The sequence below is a fragment of the Streptomyces sp. NPDC104313 genome, assembly GCF_055583985.1.
In genome coordinates, this window is sequence record NZ_JBVJMW010000004.1 from 573,335 (window position 1) to 594,892 (window position 21,558).

The following is a 21,558-nucleotide window of genomic DNA, read 5'->3' on the forward strand; positions in this document are numbered from 1 at the left end:
GATGTTAATAGAGCTGTGGAATGGCATAGCCGGGCATGGGGAGTTCCCGGATTGCCGCATTTCTCGGGAATTAAATGAGAAGTCGGACGGTTCCTGCTCCGGCGGAATCACCGGGCGGGAAAGGTCTGCAACCGGGCACATCTCCGCCGAGCACGTCGAAGAATTCGCGGCCGCGCTGCGCAGCGTTCTCCAGCTCGACGTACGGCCCGCCGACCTGTCCGGACTCGACAGCTTCAAAGATCTCGCCGCCCACCTGGGTGAGTTGCGCGCCTCCGGCAGGAGTGCCCCCGATAGCGACGGTGCCGCCGGACGAGCCGCCCCCGCAACATCCGAGGGCTCCGTCGTACCCGCCTCCCGCGGTCAGGCCGGACTGTGGTTCATCGACCAGTCCACGGCCAACCCCGCCATCTACAACTCGCCGATCGTGCTGCGGCCCGGCTTCGACGTGGACCCGGAGTTGCTCGAGCGTGCCCTGCGGTACGCCGTGGCCCGGCACGAGTCGCTTCGTACCACGTTCGAGACGGCCGACGGCGAACTGATGCAGCGGATCTCCGAGCGGCCCCGCGTCGACTTCTCGGTCGAGCGGTGCGACGACGAGGAGCGGTACCAGGACATCCACCGCCGCGTCATGGGAACTCCCTTCGACCTGGCGGGCGGGCCCCTGGTGCGCGCCGCCCACGTCACGGGCCCCGGCGGAACGGCGCGGGTGCTGTGCAACGTGCACCACATCGTTTTCGACGCGACCTCCGTCGGACTGCTGCTCGACGAATGGTTCTCCATGTACGTGCGACTGCGCGACGGAGGAGGCGACGGCGGTACGGTGCCCGTCGAGGGGCTCGCCGAGTACCAGTACCGGGACTTCGTGCGCCGGCAGCGGGAGCGCCTGGACGAGCGGTCCATGGAGGACATGCTCGGGTACTGGCAGGAAAAGCTCGCGGGACCACTGCCCCTGCTCGACCTGCCGCTCGACAAGCCGCGGCCCCTGATGCGTACCCATGAGGGCGGGGTGCGCCGGTTCACGGTGCCGGCCGCGCTCGCCGAGGGGCTGCGCCGACGGGCCGCCGAAGAGGGCCTCACCCCGTACATGATGCTGCTGTCGGGGTACGCGCTGCTGCTGAACCGGTACACGCGCCAGTCCGACGTGCTGATCGGTAGCCCCGCCACCCTGCGCGACACTCGCGCGCTGCGCCAAATCGTCGGCTATCTGGTCAATACCGTCGTGACGCGGCACCGGTTCGAGGACGCGATGCCGCTGCGGGACTTCCACCAGTCGGTCAAGAGTGACGTCATCGCCTCGCTCCAGCACAAGCACGTGCCGCTGGACCGGATCATCCAGCGCGTCCAGCCCGAGCGGAGCGGTAGCCACCCGCCGGTCTTCCAGACCATGTTCGTCATGCCGGACGTGGACACGGCCCTTTTCGACCGCCTCGGGCTCCCGATGGAGGCACAGGTCTCCGGCAGCGACAACGCCAAGTACGATCTGACGCTCTTCGTCGAGGACCGTGCGGGCGACGGAAGTCTGAGCTGCGCCTTCGAGTACGACTCCAGCGTGTTGGAGCCCGCGACGGTGGACGCCCTGGGGCGCCATTACGAGGCGGTGCTGCGGCAGTTCGTGGACACGCCCGACGTGCTCCTCGGTCGGATGCACCTGCTGGACGAGGAGGAGGAGCGCGTCGAGCTTGCTCGCCGCACCGTGCCGCGCGAGCCCGTGACGCGTCCCGTGATGGACCTGTTCCGGGAGCAGGCCGCGCGGACCCCGGACGCGACCGCCGTCGTCCACGAGGGCGATGCGTTGACGTACCGTCAACTCGATGAGCAGGCAAATCGGTTCGCCCGACTGCTCCGCTCTCGCGGCATCGGCGCCGGACAGCGTGTGGGCCTGCACCTGCGCCGGGCCCCGCACATGGTCGTGGGGCTGCTCGGCATCCTGAAGTCCGGTGCGGCGTACGTGCCGATCGACCCGTCCTACCCCGAGGACCGGATCGCCTACGCGCTGCGCGACTCCGGGGCGCGGCTCGTCGTGACCGAGAGCGCGCTGGCCGGCCGGATGCCCGACGGGATCGAGCTGTTCCTGCTCGATCAGGAGGGCGCCGCCCTCGCGGCCGAGGGCAGCCTGGACCCGGGGCAGGTCAAGACGCCCGACGACGAGTTCTACGTGATCTACACCTCCGGCTCGACCGGCAAACCCAAGGGGGTCGTCCTCAACGACGCCACTATCGCGAACCTGATCGAGTATCAGAAGGACATCACGGCGGTGGGCGCGGGGGACCGCACCCTCCAGTACATGAGCCTGTCCTTCGACGTCTCGATCCAGGAAGTCCTGGGAACCCTCTGCGCCGGCGGGACACTCGTCCTCATCACCGAGGAACTGCAGAAGGACCTGCACCGGCTCGCCGAGTTCATGGTGCGCGAGCGCATCGCGCGCGCCTACTTCCCGTACATCGCGTTGCAGCAACTGGCCGCCTTCGCGGTCATGTCCGGCCTCCGCATGGACGCACTGCGCGAGGTCGTCTCCACCGGCGAACAGCTCGTCGTCTCCCCGCAGGTCCGGGAGTTCTTCCGGGCCCACCCGCAGGCACGGCTGTGGAACATGTACGGCCCCTCGGAATCGCACGTGGTCTCCGCCCACCGGCTCTCCCAGGACACCGCGAGCTGGCCCGAGGCGGCGCCCATCGGCCTTCCGCTGCCCGGGTTCTCCATGCCGGTCATGGACGGGGCGGGCAACCTGGTGCCGCCCGGCGTCGCCGGCGAACTGTACCTGGGCGGCCCACTGATCTCCCCCGGCTACAACCGGCTGCCGCAGGAGACCGCGCGCCGTTTCCTTACCTACGGCGAAACCGCCGCCGGGCTGCGCGCCGGTTCGGGCCAGGAGCCGCGCCTCTACCGGACCGGGGACCTGGTGCGAGTGGGAGCGGACGGGGTGTACGAGTACCTGGGCCGCGTCGACAACCAGGTGAAGGTACGCGGCTACCGCGTCGAGCCCTCCGAGATCGAATCGGCCCTCAACGGGCTGGAGTTCGTGAAGGCCTCGGCCGTCGTGGCCATCTCGCTGGGGGAGGGGGACAAGCGGCTGGTCGCCTTCCTGGAGGCAGGCGACCAAGCGGCTGCCTCCACCCTGCGCGAGCGGCTCGGGGCGGTGCTGCCCGATTACATGGTGCCCGCGCACTTCGTGCACCTCGACGCCATCCCGACGACCCCCAGCGGCAAGATCGACCGCAAGGCGCTGCCCGGACTCTTCACCCCCACCGACCACCAGGACTCCCTCCCGCCCCGCACACCCGTCGAACGGGAGATCGCCGTGCGGTGGAGCGAGCTGCTGAAGGTCGACAGCGTGGGTGTGCACGACGACTTCTTCCACCTCGGCGGCCACTCGATCCTGGCGACCCAGCTCGTCTACCGGCTCAGGGACGGGTTCGGCATCGACGTGGGGCTGCGCGAACTGCTGCGGATGCCCACGGTCGCGGGCATGGCCGGCGTCGTCGAGGCACTCCTCAACGGCACCGGGACGTCCGCGCCCGGAACCGGGCCCGGGCTGGACCTGTGGGCGGACGTGCGCCTTCCGGAGTCGGTCGCGCCCACCGGGGCCGGCCGCCACGAGCCCGACAGCGCCACGCGCACGCGCGCGGCCGACGAGGTCCTGCTGACCGGCGCCACCGGGTTCCTCGGCAGCTACCTGCTACGGGACCTGCTGGAGCAGACCGACGCGCGGGTGCACTGTCTGGTGCGGGCCGGGAACGCGACGGAGGCCCACAAGCGGCTGGAGGAGACGGCCAGGCGCTACCGGCTCGCCGACTCCCTGGACACCGAACGGGTGGTGCCGGTCCCCGGCGACCTGAGCGCAACGCTCTTCGGCCTGGACGAGACCGCGTACACGCGGCTGGTGGATTCCGTGGGCGCTGTGTACCACGCAGCGGCGCACATCAACTTCGTTGCCCCGTACGCCACGGTGAAGACGGCCAACGTGGACGGCATGACGCGCGTCCTGGAGTTCTGCACTGCGGGCGGCCGGCCGGTGCCGCTGCACTACGCGTCCACCATCGCGGTGTTCTCGCCCGAGCACCGGGGCGTCATCTCCGAGGACAGCGTGCCCGAGGAGGACCGCGGCCTGGGCATCGGCTACACCCAGAGCAAGTGGGTCGCCGAACGGCTGGCGTTCGCGGCGCGCGAGCGCGGCGTGCCGGTATCGGTGTACCGCATGGGCCGGATCTCCGGCGACAGCGTCACCGGCGCGTGCCAGGCGGACGACTTCTTCTGGCGTCAGATCAAGAGCTTCGTCCAGCTGGGCTCGGCACCGCCCGGCGGGACGATGACCACCGACCTGCTGCCCGCCGACTTCGTCAGCAACGCCATGGTGCGACTCTCCCGGCAGGAGGAGTCCGCCGCCACCTTCCACCTCTTCCACCCCCGCCCGGCCGGCTTCGACGTCGTGTACGAGGCCGTCAGGGAAGCCGGTTACGCACTGGACATCGTGCCGGCGGACGTCTGGCTGCGGCAGCTGGAGACCGCCGCCGAGGACACGGGCGACAACGCGCTCGCCGCCGCGGTACCCCTCTTCCGGGAGGGGGCGCTGGAACTCGGCGAGAACGTCTGCACCAACGAGTCGACCACGCGCGCCCTGCACCGCCTCGGGCTGGAGTACCCGGAGATCAACACCCTGGCCGTGACCAGAATGATCCAGTTCTTCCGGCAGTCCGGCGAAGTCGCGTAGGCCCGAACCCGCCCGCTTCGCCCACGTACACCACACTCCACGGTTCGTGGTCTCCAGCCCGCCGTACGTGTCGGCCCGCACAGTCGAGGCGCGCCACGTGACGCGCCCCCCACCGCAGCCGCCCGCTCCGAGCCACCGGCCAGGCCGGGCGGCTGCGAGTTCTGCAGAGATGAGTGAGACGAACGTGACTCAAAGCAGCCCTCGCGGTCTTCACGCCACGCGTGACCCCGAGATCGACAACGTCATGCGGCTCCCCGCCGAGCAGCAGCCGCAGTGGCACGACCCGGCGCGGGCAGCAGCGGTGCGCGCCGCGCTGGAAGCGGAGCCGGCGCAGGTCGCTGTGGGAGAGGTGCGTGAACTGACCGCGCTCCTCGCCCGGGTGGCCGCCGGGGAACTGTGCGTTCTCCAGGCCGGCGACTGCGCGGAGGACCCCGCGGACGCCACCCCCGCCGCTGTGGCGCTCAAGGCCGAGATGCTCGACGTCCTCGGCGGCATCATGCGGGTCGGCGCCGACCGGCCCGTCCTACGGGTGGGGCGGCTGGCCGGCCAGTTCGCCAAGCCCCGCTCGCAGCCGTACGAAACCGTGGACGGTGTCCGGCTCCCGGTGTTCCGCGGGCCGATCGTCAACGGGCCCGAGGCGACGCGGAGCGCGCGGCGAGCGGACCCCGACCGGATGCTCGCCTGCCACACGGCTGCGGGACGCACCCGCAGCGCACTGGAAGAACTCGGCCGGGGGCCCGGCGCCGATCCGCTGAAGCGGGTGTGGACCAGCCACGAGGCACTGCTCCTCGACTACGAGGTCCCCCTGGTCCGCCCGACCGGTACGGGAGGCCACTACCTGTCCTCGACGCACTGGCCGTGGATAGGCGAGCGCACCCGTCAACCGGCCGGTGCGCACGTGCGGTTACTGGCCCGGCTGGAAAACCCCGTGGCCTGCAAGGTGGGTCCCGACACGACGGCCTCCCAAGTCAGGGAGCTGTGCGCCCTGCTGGATCCGCACCGGGTACCGGGACGCCTGACGCTCATTCCCCGCTTCGGCACCGCGAGGATCGGCCGGCTGCAGCCCCTGGTGGAGGAAGTGGGCCGGGCCGGTCACCCGGTGCTCTGGATGTGCGACCCCATGCACGGCAACACCGTCAAGGATGCCTGCGGCCTCAAGATACGGCGGCTCGAGGACATCATGACGGAGGTACGCGGCTTCCTGTCGGCGGTCCGGCGGGGCGGCGGAGTGTGCGCCGGCGTACACCTGGAGGCCTCGCCCCACAACATCGCCGAGTGCGCGGGCGCGGGCACGGTCCCCGCCCGCGGACCCGGCTACCGGACGCTGTGCGACCCGCGGCTGAACATGCGCCAGGCCGTCGCGGTCGCGGCGCACTGGCAGCAGGGCCTCAGCCCCGCGCGTCCGGCCGTTCGTGCAGCAAACCCGTAACGGCGGTGGCGACCCGCTGGCACATTTCCGCGAAGGCGTCCTGTTCTTCCTCGCTCAGTACGGAGAGGGCCGCCCGGGCGTTCTCGCGGCGGCCCTTGGCGGCACGGGCGAGGAAAAGGTGGCCCTGGTGCGTGAGCGTCGTGGTCTGTTCGCGCCTGTCCTCGCCGAGTGCCGCCTGCGCGATCAGTTCGAGGTCCTTGAGCACGCGCAGGGCTTTGGAGACGCTCGCCCGCGAGATCCCGAGGGAGTCGCTGAGCGTCGACGGCCTCATGGCGCCGTTGATGCGGAGCATCTCCAGCACGTCGTACTGCGTCCAGCTGATCGCTTCGGGGGTGGTGCTCGTGCGCCGTGCGATCAGGGTGCACTGGAGGAAGGACAGGGCGTCCTCCAGGCTGGGGGGCGGGCCCAGTGTTTTCGCCGGAGCCGATGGCGATCGGGTCATCTGGGCTTCTCCCATCCCAAGTCCTTGGTGCGGTCGGAGTTTCTTGGTGCGGTCCGAACTCTCTCCCCGGTGCGGTGCGGGGCGCAAGGCTTGTTCGCGGCAAGTCGAATGTCGTTTCCGAACAGAAACCAGGTTACCGCAGCAGGCCGGTTCCCGGACCGTTCCGTTTGTTACGGAATGGCAGGGGGTGTGCGCATGCGCACACCCCCTGCGGGGGTCAATGCCGGAGACCGGACACCTTCCGCGAGGCGTCAACGGGGGCTCGGCCGACGGTTTCCCTGAGCAGGTCGAGCAGGATTTCCGGGCCGGAGAGACTGAGCACCGACTCGGGATGGAACTGGACGCCGGAAATGCCCGGCCCCCGAAGGGCCGTCACCTCGTGGGTGGCCGGGTCGCGGGAGATCTCCACCCCGTCCGCCAGAAGTGCGGATGTCTGTCCGGGATCCGCGTGTACGCGGAAGGAGCTGTAGAAACCGGCGGTCACCGGGCGGCCGAAGAACTCCACGACGCGCTGTGTTCCCTGGTAGGGGCGTTCGCCGCGCAGCACGGGCAGTCCGAGCGCCCCGGACAGCAACTGGAAGCCGAGGCACACGCCGACGAGGGGGTTGCCGCCGCCGCGCGCCTCGCCGAGCAGTTCGGCGGTCAGCTCCCGCAGTGCGCCGATGCGCGGGTCGGCGGCGTCGTTCGGGTTGCCGGGCCCCGGCCCGAGCAGGACCGGGCCCCGGTGGTGCCGCAGTGCCTCGCGCAGGCCGGGATGGTCGTGCGGGACCACGGAGGTGCCCAGGCCCGCCGCCCGCAGCAGGTGCGCCAGCATCGCGGTGAAATCGTCCTCGGCGTCCACGACCAGCACCTCCTTGAGGCGCTTGCCACCGTGGTCGGTCCGGTCGTTGAGCGACCCGTGCAGGTCGGGGTCGAGCCAGCAGGGCGCCAGGTTCCGCCGACGGCCGCCGAGGGCCGCGAGGACCTCGGGGGTGCACAGCGAGGCCCCGGGGGCCGGTCCGGCGGCCGCGGCCCGTGCCGGGGTGACGCCGAACGCGCTGAGCACGCCCGCGAGTTTCGCGTGCGTCTCCGCGACTTCCGAGCGCGGGTCCGAGTCGCGTACGAGGGTCGCGCCGACGGAGATGCGCAGGGCGCCGTCGGGCGTGATGTCGGCGGTACGGATCGTGATCGGCGAGTCGAGCCAGCGCCGCCCCGAGGCGTCCTGGCCGAACAGGGCCAGGGCGCCCGCGTAGTAACCGCGGCCGGACGGCTCGTGCGCACGGATCACGCGGCACGCGCTCTTGAGCGGACTGCCGGTGACGGTCGCGGCGAACATGGTGCGGCTGAGGACCTCGCGCACCTCCTTGGCTCCGCGCCCCCGGATCTCGAACTCCGTGTGGGCCAGGTGCGACATCTCGCGCAGATAGGGCCCGTGCAGCCGGACGTCCCGGTCGGCGACGGCGCAGAGCATCTTCAGCTCCTCGTCCACCACCATCGACAGCTCGTTGCGCTCCTTGGAGTCCGCGAGGAAGGTCAGCAGGCTGTCCGTGTCCGGTCCGGCGGCGGGATAGCGGTAGGTGCCGCTGATCGGGTTCATCACCACTTCGTCGCCACGCACCCGTACGTGCGCCTCGGGGCTGGCGCCGACCAGGGTGTGGCCGTCGTGCCCGGCCGCGTCCTGCCCCGCCCCGCCGTCCCGCGCGGCCTCGACCGGGCCGGTGTGGACGCAGAAGGTCCAGTACGCGCCGGTCTCCGAGGTCAGCAGGCGGCGGAAGAGCGTGAGGGCCGTGGCCGGCCCGGGGTCGGCCAGGCGGGCGGTGAAGTCCCGGCGTATGACGAAGTTGGCTCCGGTGCCGGGGCCTATCTCCTCGTGCACGATGCGCTCGACCGCCGCGGCGTACGCGTCGTCGTCGAGGTCGAACCCGGCGCCGTCCAGGCGCACGGGCACGTCGGGGAGCGCGGCCAGCAGGTCGGCCTCGTTCAGGGTGTGGCTCTCCTCGACGCGCAGGACCCGCAGGGGAGTCCCGTCGTCGTGGCAGGCGAATCCGCGCTCGCGGATCTGCCGGAAGGGTACGAGCGCGAGGACCTCGGGGCCGGGCTCGCGCGGGGGAGTGCCCTCGGGCGTCTCCACGGGCGTGGGGGCCAGCGGGATCGCGGAGATGCTCTCCACGTCGGTGACGGTGCCGATGAGCAGTTCGACCGGGACCGGCTCTTCGGATCGGGCTCCGCCGCGGCGCAGCAGCGCGAAGGCGGGCGGTCGGGGGGAGTTCACGAGACGACCGATCAGGTCGGCGGCCGGGCTGGGGGAAGCGCCCCGGCCGGAGGTGTGGGGGCTGGTCATGACTCGCCTCTCGATGACTCGACGGGAGGGACCGGCGACGCGGCGGTACCAAGGCCGACGCACCTCCGAATATGATTTCCATGAGGAAATCAAATGCTAACATGTGCGACCGCGATCATGGTCACGCTCACCTTGTTCCATGCGTTACGCGATTCACGCAAGCTCCACTGCTCCATGCGGGGTTGACAGTAATCACGTATGGAGCGAAAGTAGTTTCTCTCAGGAAACTAGATGATTTTGACTCCGGACGTCAGGGTTCCAGCCTGCCGACGGCACACGGAAAGGAACCAGGAATGCCTCCCACGACACCGACGCACGTTCGCAGCGCCCGCACCCTCACGCGGGCCTTCGCCGATGTGGTGGACCTGCACGCCGACCGGACAGCACTGGAGACGGCCGCAGAGCGCATCACCTACGCGGAGCTGGACCGCCGCTCCAACCGGGCGGCGCACGCCCTCGGCCGCCGCGGCGTGACGCCCGGCGCGGCCGTGGGCCTCCATCTCGGCCGCTCGGCCGACCTGTTCGTGCTGATGCTGGGCGTGCTGAAGGCGGGCGGCTGTGTGGTCCCGCTCAATCCCGCGCACCCGTCGGCCGTCGTATGCCGCGTCGTCGAGGAGTCCGGGGCGCACCTGGTGGTACGTCAGGAAGCAGACCCGGCCGACCGGTTCGGCGACCGGGCGCGCACCGTCGTGGCCGACGAGCTGATCGCCGACGCGGCACAGTGCCCGGCGGACGCCGTGGACCTGTGCGAGGACGCGGAGAACGCCGCGTTCATCATGTTCACCTCGGGCTCCACCGGAAACCCCAAGGGCGTCCGGATCGCGCACCGGGGCCTCTCCCGGCTCGCGGAGTACAGCGACGAACTGCGGATCACCCAGGACGACTGCTTCCTGCAACAGGCTGCGTTCTCCTTCGCCGCCTCCACCATCGAGATCTGGCAGAGCCTGCTGCACGGGGCGAAGCTGGCCGTCCTGCCGCCCAAGCTGCCCACGCTCCAGGAGCTGACGGAGGCCGTCGAACGGCACGGCGTCACCTTCCTCAGCCTTCCCGGCGGTCTGTTCAACCTCCTGGTCGACCAGGAGCCGAGCAGCCTCCGGGGCCTGCGGGTCGTCACCCTCAGCGGAGACTTCCCCTCGCCCCGCCACATGGAGGCGGCCGTCGCGGCGACCTCGGCCCGCATCTACAACTGCTACGGCTGCACCGAGGGTTCGTCGCTGGTCGCCGTCCACCGGGTGCGGGCCCCCTTGAGCACGCCCCTCAGTGCGACGGAGCCGCTGCCGGTGGGCCGCCCGATGCCGGGCATGACCGCCGAGGTCCTCGACGAGAAGCTGGAGCCCTGCCCGCCCGGCACCGCCGGGGAACTGTGCGTCGGCGGTGCCGGGGTCGCCCTGGGCTACGTCGACGAACCGGCGCTGACCGAGGAGAAGTTCGTGCCGGGCCCGCACGGCGAGCGGATCTACCGCACCGGTGACCGGGCCCGCACCACTCCCGACGGTGACATCGTCCTGCTGGGCCGCGCGGACGGGATGGTCAAGATCCGGGGATTCAGGGTCGAGACGAGCGCCGTCGAACTGGCGCTGCGGGCCCACCACGACATCGGCCAGGCAGCCGTCGTCGCCACTGGCGGGGCCGAGAGGCAGAAGAGGCTGGTCGCCTTTTACACCGCACGCGGCGAGGCCCGGCCCGGCTCCGGCGAACTCCACCGACACCTGCGGGAGCTCGTCCAGGACTACATGATCCCGTCCGCCTTCCACCGTCTCGACGAGCTGCCCGTGAACGTGAACGGGAAGATCGACCGGAGCCGGCTGACCGTACCGGCGCGCGAGCCCGGCACGGCCGCGAAGGACGGCGCGCGCAGCCCCCTGGAGACCGCCGTGGTCCACCTGTGGACGGGTGTCCTCGGCTCCGACGGCGACCACTCCGGAAACTGCGCCGTCTCCGACGGATTCCTCGAACAGGGCGGCACCTCACTGCACTTCATACAGCTCGCCTCCCAGCTCAAGGTGGTCTTCGGAGTGGAGATAGGGGTGGAGGAGATCTTCGTGCACAACAGCGCGGAGAAGCTGGCGCGCCACATAGAGGACGTACGTTCCTCCGTCCACTGACAGCCGCGCGGCCCGCCCGGCCCGGGCCGGCCGCATCCCAGGAAAGCGAACAACATGCCTCTCGCCATCCCTGTCCTCGGGATCGCCATCTTCAGCCTCAACACCACGGAGATCATGGTCGCGGGCCTGCTGCCCAGCCTGTCCTCCGAGTTCGACGTCTCCGTCGGTACGGTCGGCCTGCTCATCTCCGTCTACGCGCTGGGCATGGTGGTGGGCGGCCCGGTCCTCACCGTCGCGCTGCTGCGCCTGCCGCGCAAGATGTCCCTGCTGGGCCTGCTCGCGGTGTTCGTGGCGGGGCAGGTCCTGGGCGCGACGGCGCAGGAGTTCTGGGTGCTCGTCGTCGCGCGCGTCATCACGGCCCTGGCGGCCTCCGCGTTCTTCGGCATCGCCATGGCGGTCAGCGCGCAGCTCGTCGAGCCGGAGCGGCGGGGACGGGCGCTGTCCACGCTCTTCGCCGGTCTCATGACCGCGCACGTCGTCGGACTGCCCGCCGCCACCTTGATCGACCAGCACTTCGGCTGGCGGGCGAGCTTCTGGACGGTGGCCGCCCTCGCGGCGTTGAGCGCCCTGGCGGTGGCCCGGCTGGTGCCCCGTACTCCGGCCGAGGAGGGCATCGACGTACGGACGGAGATCGGCGCCTTCCGCAACCGGCGGCTGTGGGTCGCCTACGGCACGAACGCCCTGTTCATCGGGGCGATCATGGCGGCGAACAGCTACTTCTCACCGATCTTCGTGGACGTCACCGGGTTCTCGCCCGGCACCGTTCCCTGGCTGTTCGGCCTGTTCGGCGTCGGCACGATCATCGGCAACCTCGTCATGGGCCGGTTCGCCGACCGCTACATGATGCCGATGCTCGGCTGGGGTTTCGCCGCCGTGGCGGCGGTCCTCGCGGTGTTCGCGCTGGTCGCCGAGCACCAGGGCCCGACGCTGGTCGCGGTGGCGCTGCTCGGGCTCATCGGGCTGCCGCTCAGTCCGGTGCTGAGCACCCGGGTCATCAAGATCGCCAATCCGGGGCCGTTGGTGAACACGGTGAACGCCTCCGCGATCAACGTCGGCGTGGTGCTCGGCCCGTGGGCGGGCGGCCAGGCCATCGACGCGGGGCTCGGCACCATCTCGCCCCTGTGGATCGGCTGCGGGATGGCGCTCGCGGCGCTCGCGGCCGTCCTGCCGGCCGTGCTCGCCTCCCGGCAGGGGCGCCCGACGAGCCCCACGAAGGTGACGGCGGAGAAGGGCGTCTGACCCCGCGCCGCCGCCGTCCCGCGCCCGTCACCTCCGTGACGGAGCCCGCCTCACGCCCGGCGGGCGCGGGCGTCGGCGACCCGGGCCAGCTTTCGCAGGGTGTCCGGAACCGGGGCCGCCACCGAATCACCGAATTCGGCCCCGGCCGCCGGGCCCTCGATCTCGACACGGTGCGTGATGCGGGTGCCGCCGCCGTCGGGCGCCGCCAGCAGATAAACGAAACGGATGAGAGTTCCGTCCGGCATGCGTGTTTCCGTACGGAATTCCGCATGCGGGAGCACCGCGGTCACCGTGAGGGCCATCGGCGGCAGGTGGTGCAGCGACATGGTGCCGGCGACACCCGCCGCGAAGGGTCCTTCCAGGATCAACTCCTTGATCTCCGCGTCCCATCCGGGCCACACCGAAGGGTCCGCGTAGCAGGCCCAGACGTCCTGCGGGGTGCAGTTCGCGGTGACGCTGTACTCATAGGTCCACATGATGACCACCTCCATGGGGAATTCGACACGGCAAGCGTATCCGAATGATTGCTCCTTGGAAATTATCTGGGTACGGTAGGCCCAGTAGCTGCTCGAACTGCGATGCGTGAAGGGTGGTAGCCGTATGGATCCCATGGAGCATGCGGACGGCGGCATCGTGGTGATCGGTGCCCGTACGAACAACCTCAAGGACGTCTCGCTCACCATCCCCAAGAAGGCACTCACCGCCTTCGTCGGTGTATCCGGCTCCGGAAAATCCTCGCTCGTTCTCGACACTATCGCCGTCGAATCGCAGCGCCAGCTCAACGAGACGTTCCCCTCGTTCGTCCGCAGCCGGCTCGCCCGCCTGGAGCGGCCGAAGGCCGAGGCGTTGAGGAACCTGTCGACAGCCGTCGTCGTCGACCAGAGGCCCCCGGGCGAGAACTCGCGCTCCACGGTCGGCACGATGACGGAGGTCAACCCGGTTCTCCGGGTGCTCTTCTCGCGTCACGGCGAGCCCTGCGCCGGACCGTCGAACGCCTACTCCTTCAACGACCCGCACGGTATGTGCCCGCGCTGCGAGGGCCTGGGCCGGATCACGACCGTGGAACCCGAGGCCCTCGTCGACGATACGAAGACGCTCAACGAGGGCGCGCTGACCTTCCCCGCGTTCGCCGTCGGCACCGCCCAGTGGCAGCAATACGCCGAGTCCGGCCTCTTCGACCCGGACAAGCCGATCGCCGACTTCACCGCCGAGGAGCGCGAACTGCTGCTCCACGGCAGCGGGTTGTCCGTGCAGCGCCGTACGAAGCACAGCGTGTTCCGCAACGAGTACGAGGGCGTGGTCACCCGCTTCACCCGCCGCTTCATCAAACGCGACACGCCCCTGCGGGCCCGCGAGCGCGAGAACGTGGAGCGCGTCGTCTCCCAGGGCCCCTGCACGGACTGCGGCGGCACCCGCCTCAACCCCGCCGCGCTCGACTCACGTATCGGTCCTCACAACCTCGCCGACTACTGCGCCACGGAGGTCGGCGACCTCATCGGCGTTCTGGAAGGCATCGACGACCCGGTCGCGGGGCCCGTCGCGCATGCGGCCCTGGAGATCCTGCGGCACATCGAGTCGATCGGCCTCGGCTACCTCAGCCTGGACCGGGGGACCTCCACGGTCTCCGGCGGCGAGGGACAGCGGCTGAAGACGGTGCGCCACCTGGGCAGCAGCCTCACCGACATCGTGTACGTCTTCGACGAGCCCAGCGCCGGCCTGCACCCGCGCGACATCAGCCGGCTGACCGGACTGCTGCACGGCCTGCGTGACAAGGGGAACACCGTCCTGGTCGTCGAGCACGACCGCGCGGTGCTCGACGCCGCCGACCACGTGGTCGAGCTGGGCCCAGGACCCGGAGCACGCGGCGGCCACATCGTCTTCGAAGGCACCCCCCGGGAACTGCGGGACGCCGACACTGTCACCGGCCGGTGCCGGCGCCAGACCCCGCACGTCAACAAGGATCCGCGTACGGCACACGGGGCGATCAGCATCCGCGGCGCGGGCCTGCACAACCTGCGGGATGTCAGCGTCGACGTGCCCACCGAAGTGCTCACCGTCGTCACGGGCGTCGCGGGCTCGGGCAAGAGCACCCTGATCTCCGGCGTCCTGGCCGCCCAGTGCCCCGACGCCGTCCTTGTCGACCAGTCCGCGACGGGCATCTCGTCCCGCGCCACCCCCGCCACGTATCTCGGCATCATGGACACCGTGCGCAAGCTGTTCGCCCGCGCGGGCGGCGTGGACGCGAGCCTGTTCAGCTTCAACTCCGAAGGCGGCTGCCCCGCCTGCCGCGGCCGCGGGGTCATCCGCACGGACCTGGCCTTCCTCGACCCGGTCACCGTGATCTGCGAGGTGTGCGAAGGACTGCGTTACCGCCCGGAGGCGCTGACCCACCGGCTCGGCCCGCTGAACGTCGTGGAGGTCCTGGCGCTCACCGTCGAGGACGCGCGGGAGTTCTTCGCCGAACACGCCTTTGCCGAGCGGAACATCGCGGACCGCCTGCACGCGCTCCAGGAAGCCGGGCTGGGCTATCTCACCCTCGGACAGCCGCTGTCCACCCTGTCGGGCGGCGAACGCCAGCGGCTGAAGCTGGCCGGCCGGCTGCGGGAGCAGGGCGGTCTCTACCTCTTCGACGAGCCGACGACCGGACTGCACATGGCGGACGTGACCGGCCTCCTCGCCCTGATCGACCGGCTGGTCGACGGTGGCAACACCGTGGTCGTCGTCGAACACGACCTGGACGTCGTACGGCACGCCGACTGGGTCATCGACCTCGGCCCGGGGCCCGGCCAGGACGGCGGCCGGGTGGTCTTCGAAGGCCCGCCCGTCGCCCTCCTGGACGCCGAGGACTCCGTCACCGCCGAGTACCTCCGCGGCCACGTCCAGCACCAGCGGGGGACGAACAACCGCGATACGTAACGCCGGAAGCGGGCATCCGACCGAGAACACAGGACCGGCAACCACGAGAGGCGGAACGTGAGAATACCCACGCAGACCGACGTGCGCACCGCATTCGACAACGGACTCCCCGGGCTGACCCCTCCCAGAAGTGTCGTGGTGATCGGCGCTGGCGTCGCGGGCCTGGCCACCGCGTACGAACTGGCACGCCGGGGCACCGAAGTGACGGTCCTGGAGGCCGCCGACCGTGCGGGCGGAAGAGCCCGCACCCTGCGCGAGCCGTTCGCCGACGGCCTGTACGCCGAGGCGGGCGCCATGACGGTCAGCCCGCACTGCCATTACACCCTGCACTACATACGGGAACTGGGCGTCGACCTGGCCCCCTCCGACCTTCTGGACACCACGTTCTCGTACTACCTCCGGGGGCGGTTCGCCACCCCGGACGGGACGTCTCTCGCCCGGCTCGGGCTGTCGCTGAACCCGGCGGAGGAGGGCATGGACGTCGCGCAGCTGATGGACACCTACGTCCAGTCCCTGTGCCAGGAACTGCAGCCGGACCTCGACGCCGCCAACTGGGAGGTGACCGAACGCCTGGCCCCGTACGACCGGCGCTCGGTCGCGGAAGTGCTGCGCGACCGCGGAGCCTCGGAAGCGGCCATCGGTCTCCTGGACCCGTTCTTCCTGGAGATGCGCGGCGGCGACCTCCAGTCGGCCTCGGCCCTGTCCTGGCTGCGGTACGAGTCCAGCGGCCACTCCATGATCAAGGCGGGCACGAGCTGGTCCAAGATCAAGGGAGGCACCGACCGATTACCGGCGGCCCTCGCGGACCGGCTCAAGGGCCACATCCACTACCGCAGCTCCGTCGTGCGCGTGCAGCAGGACGACGACGGCGCCCGTGTCACCGCCGCCGCCCAGGGCGGTCTGCGTACCTTCGAGGCCGACCGCGTCGTGGTGACCGTGCCGTTCAGCGCCATACGGCACATCGACTTCTCCGACGCCCGGCTCTCCCGGGCCAAGTCCGCCGCCATGCGACAGCTGCGATACGCCTCGGTCGTCCGGGTCTACCTCCAGATGCGGCGGCAGTTCTGGAAGGGCTTCCGGGTCAGCATCTCCACGGACCTGCCCATACGGTGGATCCGCGACGCCACGCCCGACCAGGCGGGCCCGCGCAAGATAGTGGAGTGCATGATGACGGGCCAACGCGCCCGCGCCGTGGCCGCGATGAGCGAAGAGGAACGGCTGCGCTTCACCCTCGACCACCTGGAGACGCTCCTGCCGGGCGCGAACGAGCACTTCGAGACCGGCACGTCCGTGGTGTGGGACCGGGCCCCGCACATCGAGGGCGCCTACATCCTGCCCGAGCCGCACCACGCGGAACTGATGCCCGCAGTCCGGGCGCCCGAGGGCCGGATCCACTTCGCCGGAGAGCACACGTCCTTCGAACCCAACGGCGGCGCGATGACGTTCGCCTTCGAGTCCGCTGCCCGGGCCCTCCTCGAACTCGGCCTCGCCGAAGCCACCGCACAGCCTTGACCCCGCCCTGCCTGGGCTACCGCCCAGCCATGCCCTTGCCGGGGCCGGCCACCGCACAGCCTTGACTCGCACCGTTCATTCCGTACGACAACCGCCCGCTGGTCCCCCCATCGGGCCGTACGGGCCATCGAGAGGAGCACCAACGTGACGACAAGCACCGGCTGCCCCGTGAAACTCACCAGCCGCGGAGGGAAGCACCTGCACGCCCAGACCGACGAACTCCGATCCGCAGGACCGGCCGTGCGCATCGAGCTGCCCGAATCCATCCCCGCCTGGTCCGTCACCCGCGGCGATGTCATGAAGAAGCTGCTCGGCCACCCGCACGTGTCGAAGGATGCCCGCAAGTCGTGGCCCGGCTATGTAGCGGGCGCAATACCGTGGCTGAATCCGTGGGTCGACGTCACCTCCATGTTCACCACCGACGGAGCCGACCATGAACGGCTGCGCAGCCTGGTCGGCAAGGCCTTTACCCCGCGCCGGGTCCAGGAACTGCGGCCCGCCATCGAAAAGATCGTCGACGACTTGCTCGACGAAATGGCCACCACGCCCGCGCACGAATCCATCGACCTGCGTGCGCGGTTCGCGCACCAGGTCCCCAACCGTCTGATCTGCGACCTGTTCGGCATGCCCGAGGAGAAGCGGGCGGTGATGCGAAGGGCTATTTCGGCGTCCCTGGACACCGAGGCCACTGCGGAGGAGGCTGCGGCCACCCGCGACACGATGATGACCAGCATGCGCGACCTCGTCGAGAGCAAGCGCAGGGAGCCGGGAGAGGACATGACCAGCGACCTGATCGCCGCTCAGCTGGCCGACGGGGACCGCCTCAGCGACGGCGAGATGATCTCCACCCTCTTCAACATGATCGCGGCCGGAACGGAGACCACCGCGTCCGTCATCGACTGGGCGGTCTGCGAACTGCTCGACCACCCCGACCAGTTGGAGCAGGTGCGCGAGGATCCAAGCCGCTGGGACGACGTCGTCAACGAGACGTTGCGCCTCCATGCGCCGATCATGCACGAGCCGCTGCGGTACGCGACCGCCGACATCGACCTCGGTGAAGGAGTGGTGATCCGGCGGGGCGAGGCGATCGTCGTCAACTTCGGCGCCCACGGCCGCGACCCCGACCTGCACCAGGACCCCGGCAGCTTCCAGCTGGACCGGGCCGACAAGGCACACTTGGCCTTCGGTCACGGCATCCACTACTGCATCGGCGCGCCCCTGTCGAAACTCGAGGCGAACATCGCTCTGCCCGCCCTCTTCGCCCGCTTTCGCGACCTTGCCCTGGCCGTCCCCCGGCACGAGCTCCAGCACCAGCCGTCGTTCATCGGCAACGACTACCAGTCGATCCCCGTCTACCCGCACGGCCTGCCCACGGACGCGTAACCACATGCACGCACCCGCCTCTCAGCTACCTCCCTAAGCTTGTCCTCCTTTTCAAACGGGTCGGATCTGGTCATTCGTAGGATCGGGGAAGCCCAGGGGTTCCGGGTATGGCTGTGAGCTTGTCGCCGCTTGATTGCTCAAAGAACCTGGCCGCCCGGAGCCCCGCGACGACTCGACCGCTGTTGCCTTTGCGTTCGTACCGGACTCGGCGGCGCGGCCCGCGCCGGGACCGTATCGCCGGAATGCCCCTCACCAGGGGCTTGAGAGCCTGACTGTCGTGGGTGTTCGCACCCGGGACGCCCACTGTCGGCGGGATGCTCTGTGCCTCGGACAGCACGTGCGGTTTGCTGTCGGTTCTGCCCCGGTCGACGGGATTGCGCCCGGTCAGCGAGCCCCCTTTTCGCCCGCATCGACGATCACCGAGGACCAGTCGAGACCACCCCGGGCACCCAGCTCGTCCAGCACCACCCGGTGAAGCCGCCGCCACAGACCCGCCTTCGTCCACGCCGCGAAACGGCGGTGCGCGGTGGTCGGCGACACACCGAACACCGGCGGCAGATGCCGCCACGCACACCCACTCGTCAGCACGTACACCACGGCCATGAACACCGCCCGCTCATCCAACGGCGCACTCCCACCACCCTGCGAACGCGGCCTGAACGACGGCAACAACAGGGGCGCCGGAACGAGGCGTACGGCGGCGGGGAGCCTGGGCCAGGTCGGGGAGCGGTGACGTGGCCCGCTGGTCAGGACAGGACGCGGCGGCGGAAGTTGCGCAGGCCCAGGCCGAGGAAGAGGATGCAGAATCCGACCAGCACCGGGTAGACGATGTGGAGCGGCATGTGGGAGACGTCTGTGAAGGCGGCCCGCATGCCCTCGCTGATGTAGATCAGCGGATTGACGAGGACCAGTGTCTGGAGCCAGTGAAACCCGCCCACCTGCACGGGAGCCAGCTCGGTCCACTGGTAGTAGGTGCCGCCGAGGAAGACCAGCGGAAGGATCACGAACCCGAACATGACGCCGATGTTTCTCGGTTGGAAGGTCGTGCCCAGCAGCAGTCCGAGGGAGGTCATGGCGACGCAGGCCAGCGGGATCAATGTGAGGGCGATCCACCAGTGGATGTGCAGGTCCGCATGGACGCCGGGCGCGTGTACGACGGCGGCGATCGGGAGGACGATGGCCGCGGAGATCACTCCCTGGACGGAGCCCGAGAGCACCCGTGCGACCGCCACGAGCCAGATCGGGCATGGGGCCTGCACCCGGTCCTCGATCTCCCGGGTGAACCCGAACTCCTGGGACATCTGGATGGCGACCGACTGGATGCCCTGGAACATGATGGCGATGGACACCACCCCGGGCACCAGGACGGTGGCGAACGCGGACTCCCCTGTCCTGCCATCGGCGGACCCCACGCCCTGCCCGATGACGGGGAAGACGTAGAGGAACACGAACACCAGCAGGAACGGCTGCATCAGTGTCCGTCCGACGAACTCTCCGAAGTTCTTCCGCAGCACCGTCAGATCCCGTCGGATCAGGGCACCCAGGGCGAGCCGGCTCGACGCGGCGGCCGAACGCCGAGGCACGATGCCGACCCGGTGCACGGGCGGGAGACGGGCGGCGGAGGCCGTACCGGGGTCTGACATCACTCCCTCAGCTCCTTTCCGGTCAGACTGATGAACACCGTTTCCAGGGTGCTCCGGCCGAGCGAGAGGTCGACCAGTTCGACGCCCGCCGCCTCGGCGCTGGTGACGATCCTCGTCAGCAGCCGGTCGTTGCCCTGGACGTGGAGTTCGACCCCGCTGTCGAGGGGCCGGGTGCGGATGATCTCGGGAATGTCCTTGCGGAGCAGCGCCTCCAGCCGGTCCACGGGGCCGTTCGCCATGACCGCGACGGTGGTGTCGGCGCCCAGCCCCCGTTTGAGTGCGTCGGGGGTGTCCAGGGCGAGCACCCGGCCGTGGTCGACAACCGCCACCCGGTCGCAGAGGCGGTCCGCCTCCTCCATGTTGTGCGTGGTGAGCACGATCGTCTGCCCGTCGGCGATCAGTCGCTCCAGCACCTCCCACAGGGCCAGCCGGCCCTGTGGGTCCAGGCCGCCCGTCGGTTCGTCGAGGAACAGGACGGCGGGGCGGTGGAAGATGGCCCGGGCGAGCATCAGGCGCTGGGCCATGCCTCCCGACAGGGCGTCAACGGTTGAGGACGCCCAGCGTGCGAGACGGAACTCGTCAAGGAGTTCGTCCGCGGTCCGGCGTGACTGGCGGCGCGGGAATCCGAAGAGCAGTCCATGGAAGTAGAGGTTCTCCCAGACCGTCAGCGAACGGTCCAGGGTGTTCTGCTGGGTCACCACGGCGATGATCTGCTTTGCCCGGGTCGGCTGGGCGACGACGTCGATGTCGCCGATGTGGGCGGAGCCCGCGGTGGGCACCACACGGCCGGTGAGCATGCCGACCGTGGTGGTCTTGCCGGCGCCGTTGGGTCCCAACAGCCCGAAGATCTCGCCCCGCCGAACGGTGAGGTCGATCCCGTCCACGGCCACGACGTTCCCGGCCGGGTACACCTTCGTCAGCCCGGAGGTGCGGACAACGACCGGAGCGTTCCGGTCGTGCGCTGCGTGCGCCGGCGCGGGCCGGTCGGTGGGGGCGGTGTCATCACCCGTTCCGGGCAGCGTCATCGTCGGCCCCGCCGGATCCAGTGGGAGCGTCGCTGGTGGCGGACCAGCGGTGACGCGTCGGTGCACGGGAGGCCGGCGCCGTTCGGGGGTGCGGTGGCGACCGGTCCGGGGGGAGCGCCCGTCGGGGGGTGCAGGCCCTTTGCCGAGTGGTTCGTGGTCGCGATGGCGTCCACGAGCTGCTGTTCGGTGAAGGTCTCGGAGCCGGGAATATGGGCGACGAAGCCGATGAGAGTGCCGTCATCGGTGATCTCCGTGTCCAGCCCGGCCGCTCCGTCGACGCCCCAGAGCGCTTCGATGCCCTCGTCGATGACCACGCGGACGCCCACCTCGCAGATCCCGGCCTCCACGAAGTGGGCCGTCACCCCAGTCGTGGAAGGGAACGAACGCAGGATGGCCATGCCGTTCCGTGTTCCACCAGGCCCGCCGCCATCTCGTTGACGCCGGCGATTCCGTTGAGCACCGTGACCTTCCCACCGGCCCACGGGGCTCTTCGGGGATGCGTCAGCTCCGTAGATCTGCCCCTTCGACACGCACATCCATTCGGGTCGCCATTGGTCGGGCTGCGGACCTCAAGGGAGGCCACACCTTCGTGCCGCCCCTCGTGTGCGTACGCGCACAACCCGGTCGCCCGCTTTCTCTTCGACGGTACTGCGCCTCCGCCCGGTCGGCGCTCCCGCACAGGGGTGGAGTACGGCATATGGGTGTGCCTCCGCCCTCTCCCGTTTCCCGCGTGCCCGCTTCCTGACATCCAGCGATCTCACCTGTTCACCGCACTCCACGGAACGCCTTCAGGCCCGGCTACGGCAAGCGCTCCGCCCCCGACCAGCAGGCGCGTA

14 protein-coding genes are annotated in these 21,558 nt (G+C 70.1%); 7 read left to right on the top strand and 7 right to left on the bottom strand.

Features of this window, described 5'->3' with window-relative positions; all coding sequences use genetic code 11:
* Nucleotide 1: 1 nt before the first annotated feature.
* Together ACZ60Q_RS12880 and ACZ60Q_RS12885 are read left to right on the top strand one after the other, a co-directional pair.
* Nucleotides 2-4,708 carry a non-ribosomal peptide synthetase family protein gene (locus ACZ60Q_RS12880; protein WP_469632422.1) on the top strand — a complete coding sequence of 1,569 codons (4,707 nt, stop codon included), beginning with the start codon at nt 2-4 and terminating at the stop codon, nt 4,706-4,708.
* A gap of 184 nt (nt 4,709-4,892) precedes the next feature.
* Complete coding sequence (locus tag ACZ60Q_RS12885) at nt 4,893-6,137, top strand: 3-deoxy-7-phosphoheptulonate synthase (RefSeq protein WP_469632425.1); 1,245 nt, start codon at nt 4,893-4,895, stop codon at nt 6,135-6,137.
* On the opposite strand, the gene ACZ60Q_RS12890 is transcribed toward ACZ60Q_RS12885, so the two are convergent.
* Together ACZ60Q_RS12890 and ACZ60Q_RS12895 are read right to left on the bottom strand one after the other, a co-directional pair.
* Complete coding sequence (locus ACZ60Q_RS12890) at nt 6,097-6,579, bottom strand: MarR family winged helix-turn-helix transcriptional regulator (protein WP_469632427.1); 483 nt, start codon at nt 6,577-6,579, stop codon at nt 6,097-6,099. The genes ACZ60Q_RS12885 and ACZ60Q_RS12890 overlap by 41 nt on opposite strands.
* Before the next feature lie 217 nt (nt 6,580-6,796).
* On the bottom strand, nt 6,797-8,899 hold the full coding sequence (locus ACZ60Q_RS12895) for a chorismate-binding protein (RefSeq protein WP_469632430.1): 2,103 nt from the start codon (nt 8,897-8,899) through the stop codon (nt 6,797-6,799).
* Nucleotides 8,900-9,192: 293 nt separating this feature from the next.
* Between ACZ60Q_RS12895 and ACZ60Q_RS12900 the strand changes: the two genes are divergently transcribed.
* Together ACZ60Q_RS12900 and ACZ60Q_RS12905 are read left to right on the top strand one after the other, a co-directional pair.
* Entirely contained in the window at nt 9,193-11,004 is a 1,812-nt protein-coding gene (locus ACZ60Q_RS12900) for a non-ribosomal peptide synthetase (protein WP_469632433.1), read from the top strand.
* Nucleotides 11,005-11,058: 54 nt separating this feature from the next.
* Entirely contained in the window at nt 11,059-12,243 is a 1,185-nt protein-coding gene (locus tag ACZ60Q_RS12905) for an MFS transporter (RefSeq protein ID WP_469632435.1), read from the top strand.
* Nucleotides 12,244-12,293: 50 nt separating this feature from the next.
* Here ACZ60Q_RS12905 and ACZ60Q_RS12910 read toward each other — a convergent pair whose 3' ends face one another.
* The gene (locus tag ACZ60Q_RS12910) at nt 12,294-12,719 is read right to left on the bottom strand and encodes an SRPBCC family protein (RefSeq protein ID WP_469632438.1); all 426 of its coding nucleotides are present in this window, start codon (nt 12,717-12,719) and stop codon (nt 12,294-12,296) included.
* 133 nt (nt 12,720-12,852) lie between these two features.
* Between ACZ60Q_RS12910 and ACZ60Q_RS12915 the strand changes: the two genes are divergently transcribed.
* The 3 genes from ACZ60Q_RS12915 to ACZ60Q_RS12925 all read left to right on the top strand — a co-directional run bounded on the left by ACZ60Q_RS12915 (nt 12,853) and on the right by ACZ60Q_RS12925 (nt 18,054).
* Complete coding sequence (locus tag ACZ60Q_RS12915; RefSeq protein WP_469632764.1) at nt 12,853-15,159, top strand: ATP-binding cassette domain-containing protein; 2,307 nt, start codon at nt 12,853-12,855, stop codon at nt 15,157-15,159.
* Nucleotides 15,160-15,240: 81 nt separating this feature from the next.
* Nucleotides 15,241-16,671 (top strand): flavin monoamine oxidase family protein, encoded by a 1,431-nt coding sequence (locus ACZ60Q_RS12920; RefSeq protein WP_469632441.1) that lies wholly within the window; start codon nt 15,241-15,243, stop codon nt 16,669-16,671.
* Nucleotides 16,672-16,815: 144 nt separating this feature from the next.
* Nucleotides 16,816-18,054: a cytochrome P450 family protein gene (locus ACZ60Q_RS12925; RefSeq protein ID WP_469632444.1), complete on the top strand. Its 1,239-nt coding sequence runs from the start codon at nt 16,816-16,818 to the stop codon at nt 18,052-18,054.
* Between the two features lie 384 nt (nt 18,055-18,438).
* Here ACZ60Q_RS12925 and ACZ60Q_RS12930 read toward each other — a convergent pair whose 3' ends face one another.
* The 4 genes from ACZ60Q_RS12930 to ACZ60Q_RS12945 form a co-directional block, all read right to left on the bottom strand.
* A complete protein-coding gene (locus ACZ60Q_RS12930; protein ID WP_469632446.1) occupies nt 18,439-18,726 on the bottom strand; it encodes a transposase in 288 nt (95 codons plus the stop codon).
* Between the two features lie 74 nt (nt 18,727-18,800).
* Entirely contained in the window at nt 18,801-19,697 is an 897-nt protein-coding gene (locus tag ACZ60Q_RS12935; RefSeq protein WP_469632449.1) for an ABC transporter permease, read from the bottom strand.
* A complete protein-coding gene (locus ACZ60Q_RS12940; protein WP_469632452.1) occupies nt 19,697-20,722 on the bottom strand; it encodes an ABC transporter ATP-binding protein in 1,026 nt (341 codons plus the stop codon). The genes ACZ60Q_RS12935 and ACZ60Q_RS12940 overlap by 1 nt, the downstream gene beginning before the upstream one ends.
* Complete coding sequence (locus ACZ60Q_RS12945) at nt 20,719-21,120, bottom strand: hypothetical protein (protein WP_469632454.1); 402 nt, start codon at nt 21,118-21,120, stop codon at nt 20,719-20,721. The genes ACZ60Q_RS12940 and ACZ60Q_RS12945 overlap by 4 nt, the downstream gene beginning before the upstream one ends.
* Nucleotides 21,121-21,558: the final 438 nt, after the last annotated feature.

Coding starts and splice junctions, on each gene's coding strand:
- ACZ60Q_RS12880 (WP_469632422.1), top strand. CDS start 2: ATGTTAATAGAGCTGTGGAATGGCATAGCCGGGCATGGGGAGTTCCCG.
- ACZ60Q_RS12890 (WP_469632427.1), bottom strand. CDS start 6,579: ATGACCCGATCGCCATCGGCTCCGGCGAAAACACTGGGCCCGCCCCCC.
- ACZ60Q_RS12895 (WP_469632430.1), bottom strand. CDS start 8,899: ATGACCAGCCCCCACACCTCCGGCCGGGGCGCTTCCCCCAGCCCGGCC.
- ACZ60Q_RS12900 (WP_469632433.1), top strand. CDS start 9,193: ATGCCTCCCACGACACCGACGCACGTTCGCAGCGCCCGCACCCTCACG.
- ACZ60Q_RS12905 (WP_469632435.1), top strand. CDS start 11,059: ATGCCTCTCGCCATCCCTGTCCTCGGGATCGCCATCTTCAGCCTCAAC.
- ACZ60Q_RS12910 (WP_469632438.1), bottom strand. CDS start 12,719: ATGTGGACCTATGAGTACAGCGTCACCGCGAACTGCACCCCGCAGGAC.
- ACZ60Q_RS12915 (WP_469632764.1), top strand. CDS start 12,853: ATGGAGCATGCGGACGGCGGCATCGTGGTGATCGGTGCCCGTACGAAC.
- ACZ60Q_RS12935 (WP_469632449.1), bottom strand. CDS start 19,697: ATGTCAGACCCCGGTACGGCCTCCGCCGCCCGTCTCCCGCCCGTGCAC.
- ACZ60Q_RS12940 (WP_469632452.1), bottom strand. CDS start 20,722: ATGACGCTGCCCGGAACGGGTGATGACACCGCCCCCACCGACCGGCCC.
- ACZ60Q_RS12945 (WP_469632454.1), bottom strand. CDS start 21,120: ATGGCCATCCTGCGTTCGTTCCCTTCCACGACTGGGGTGACGGCCCAC.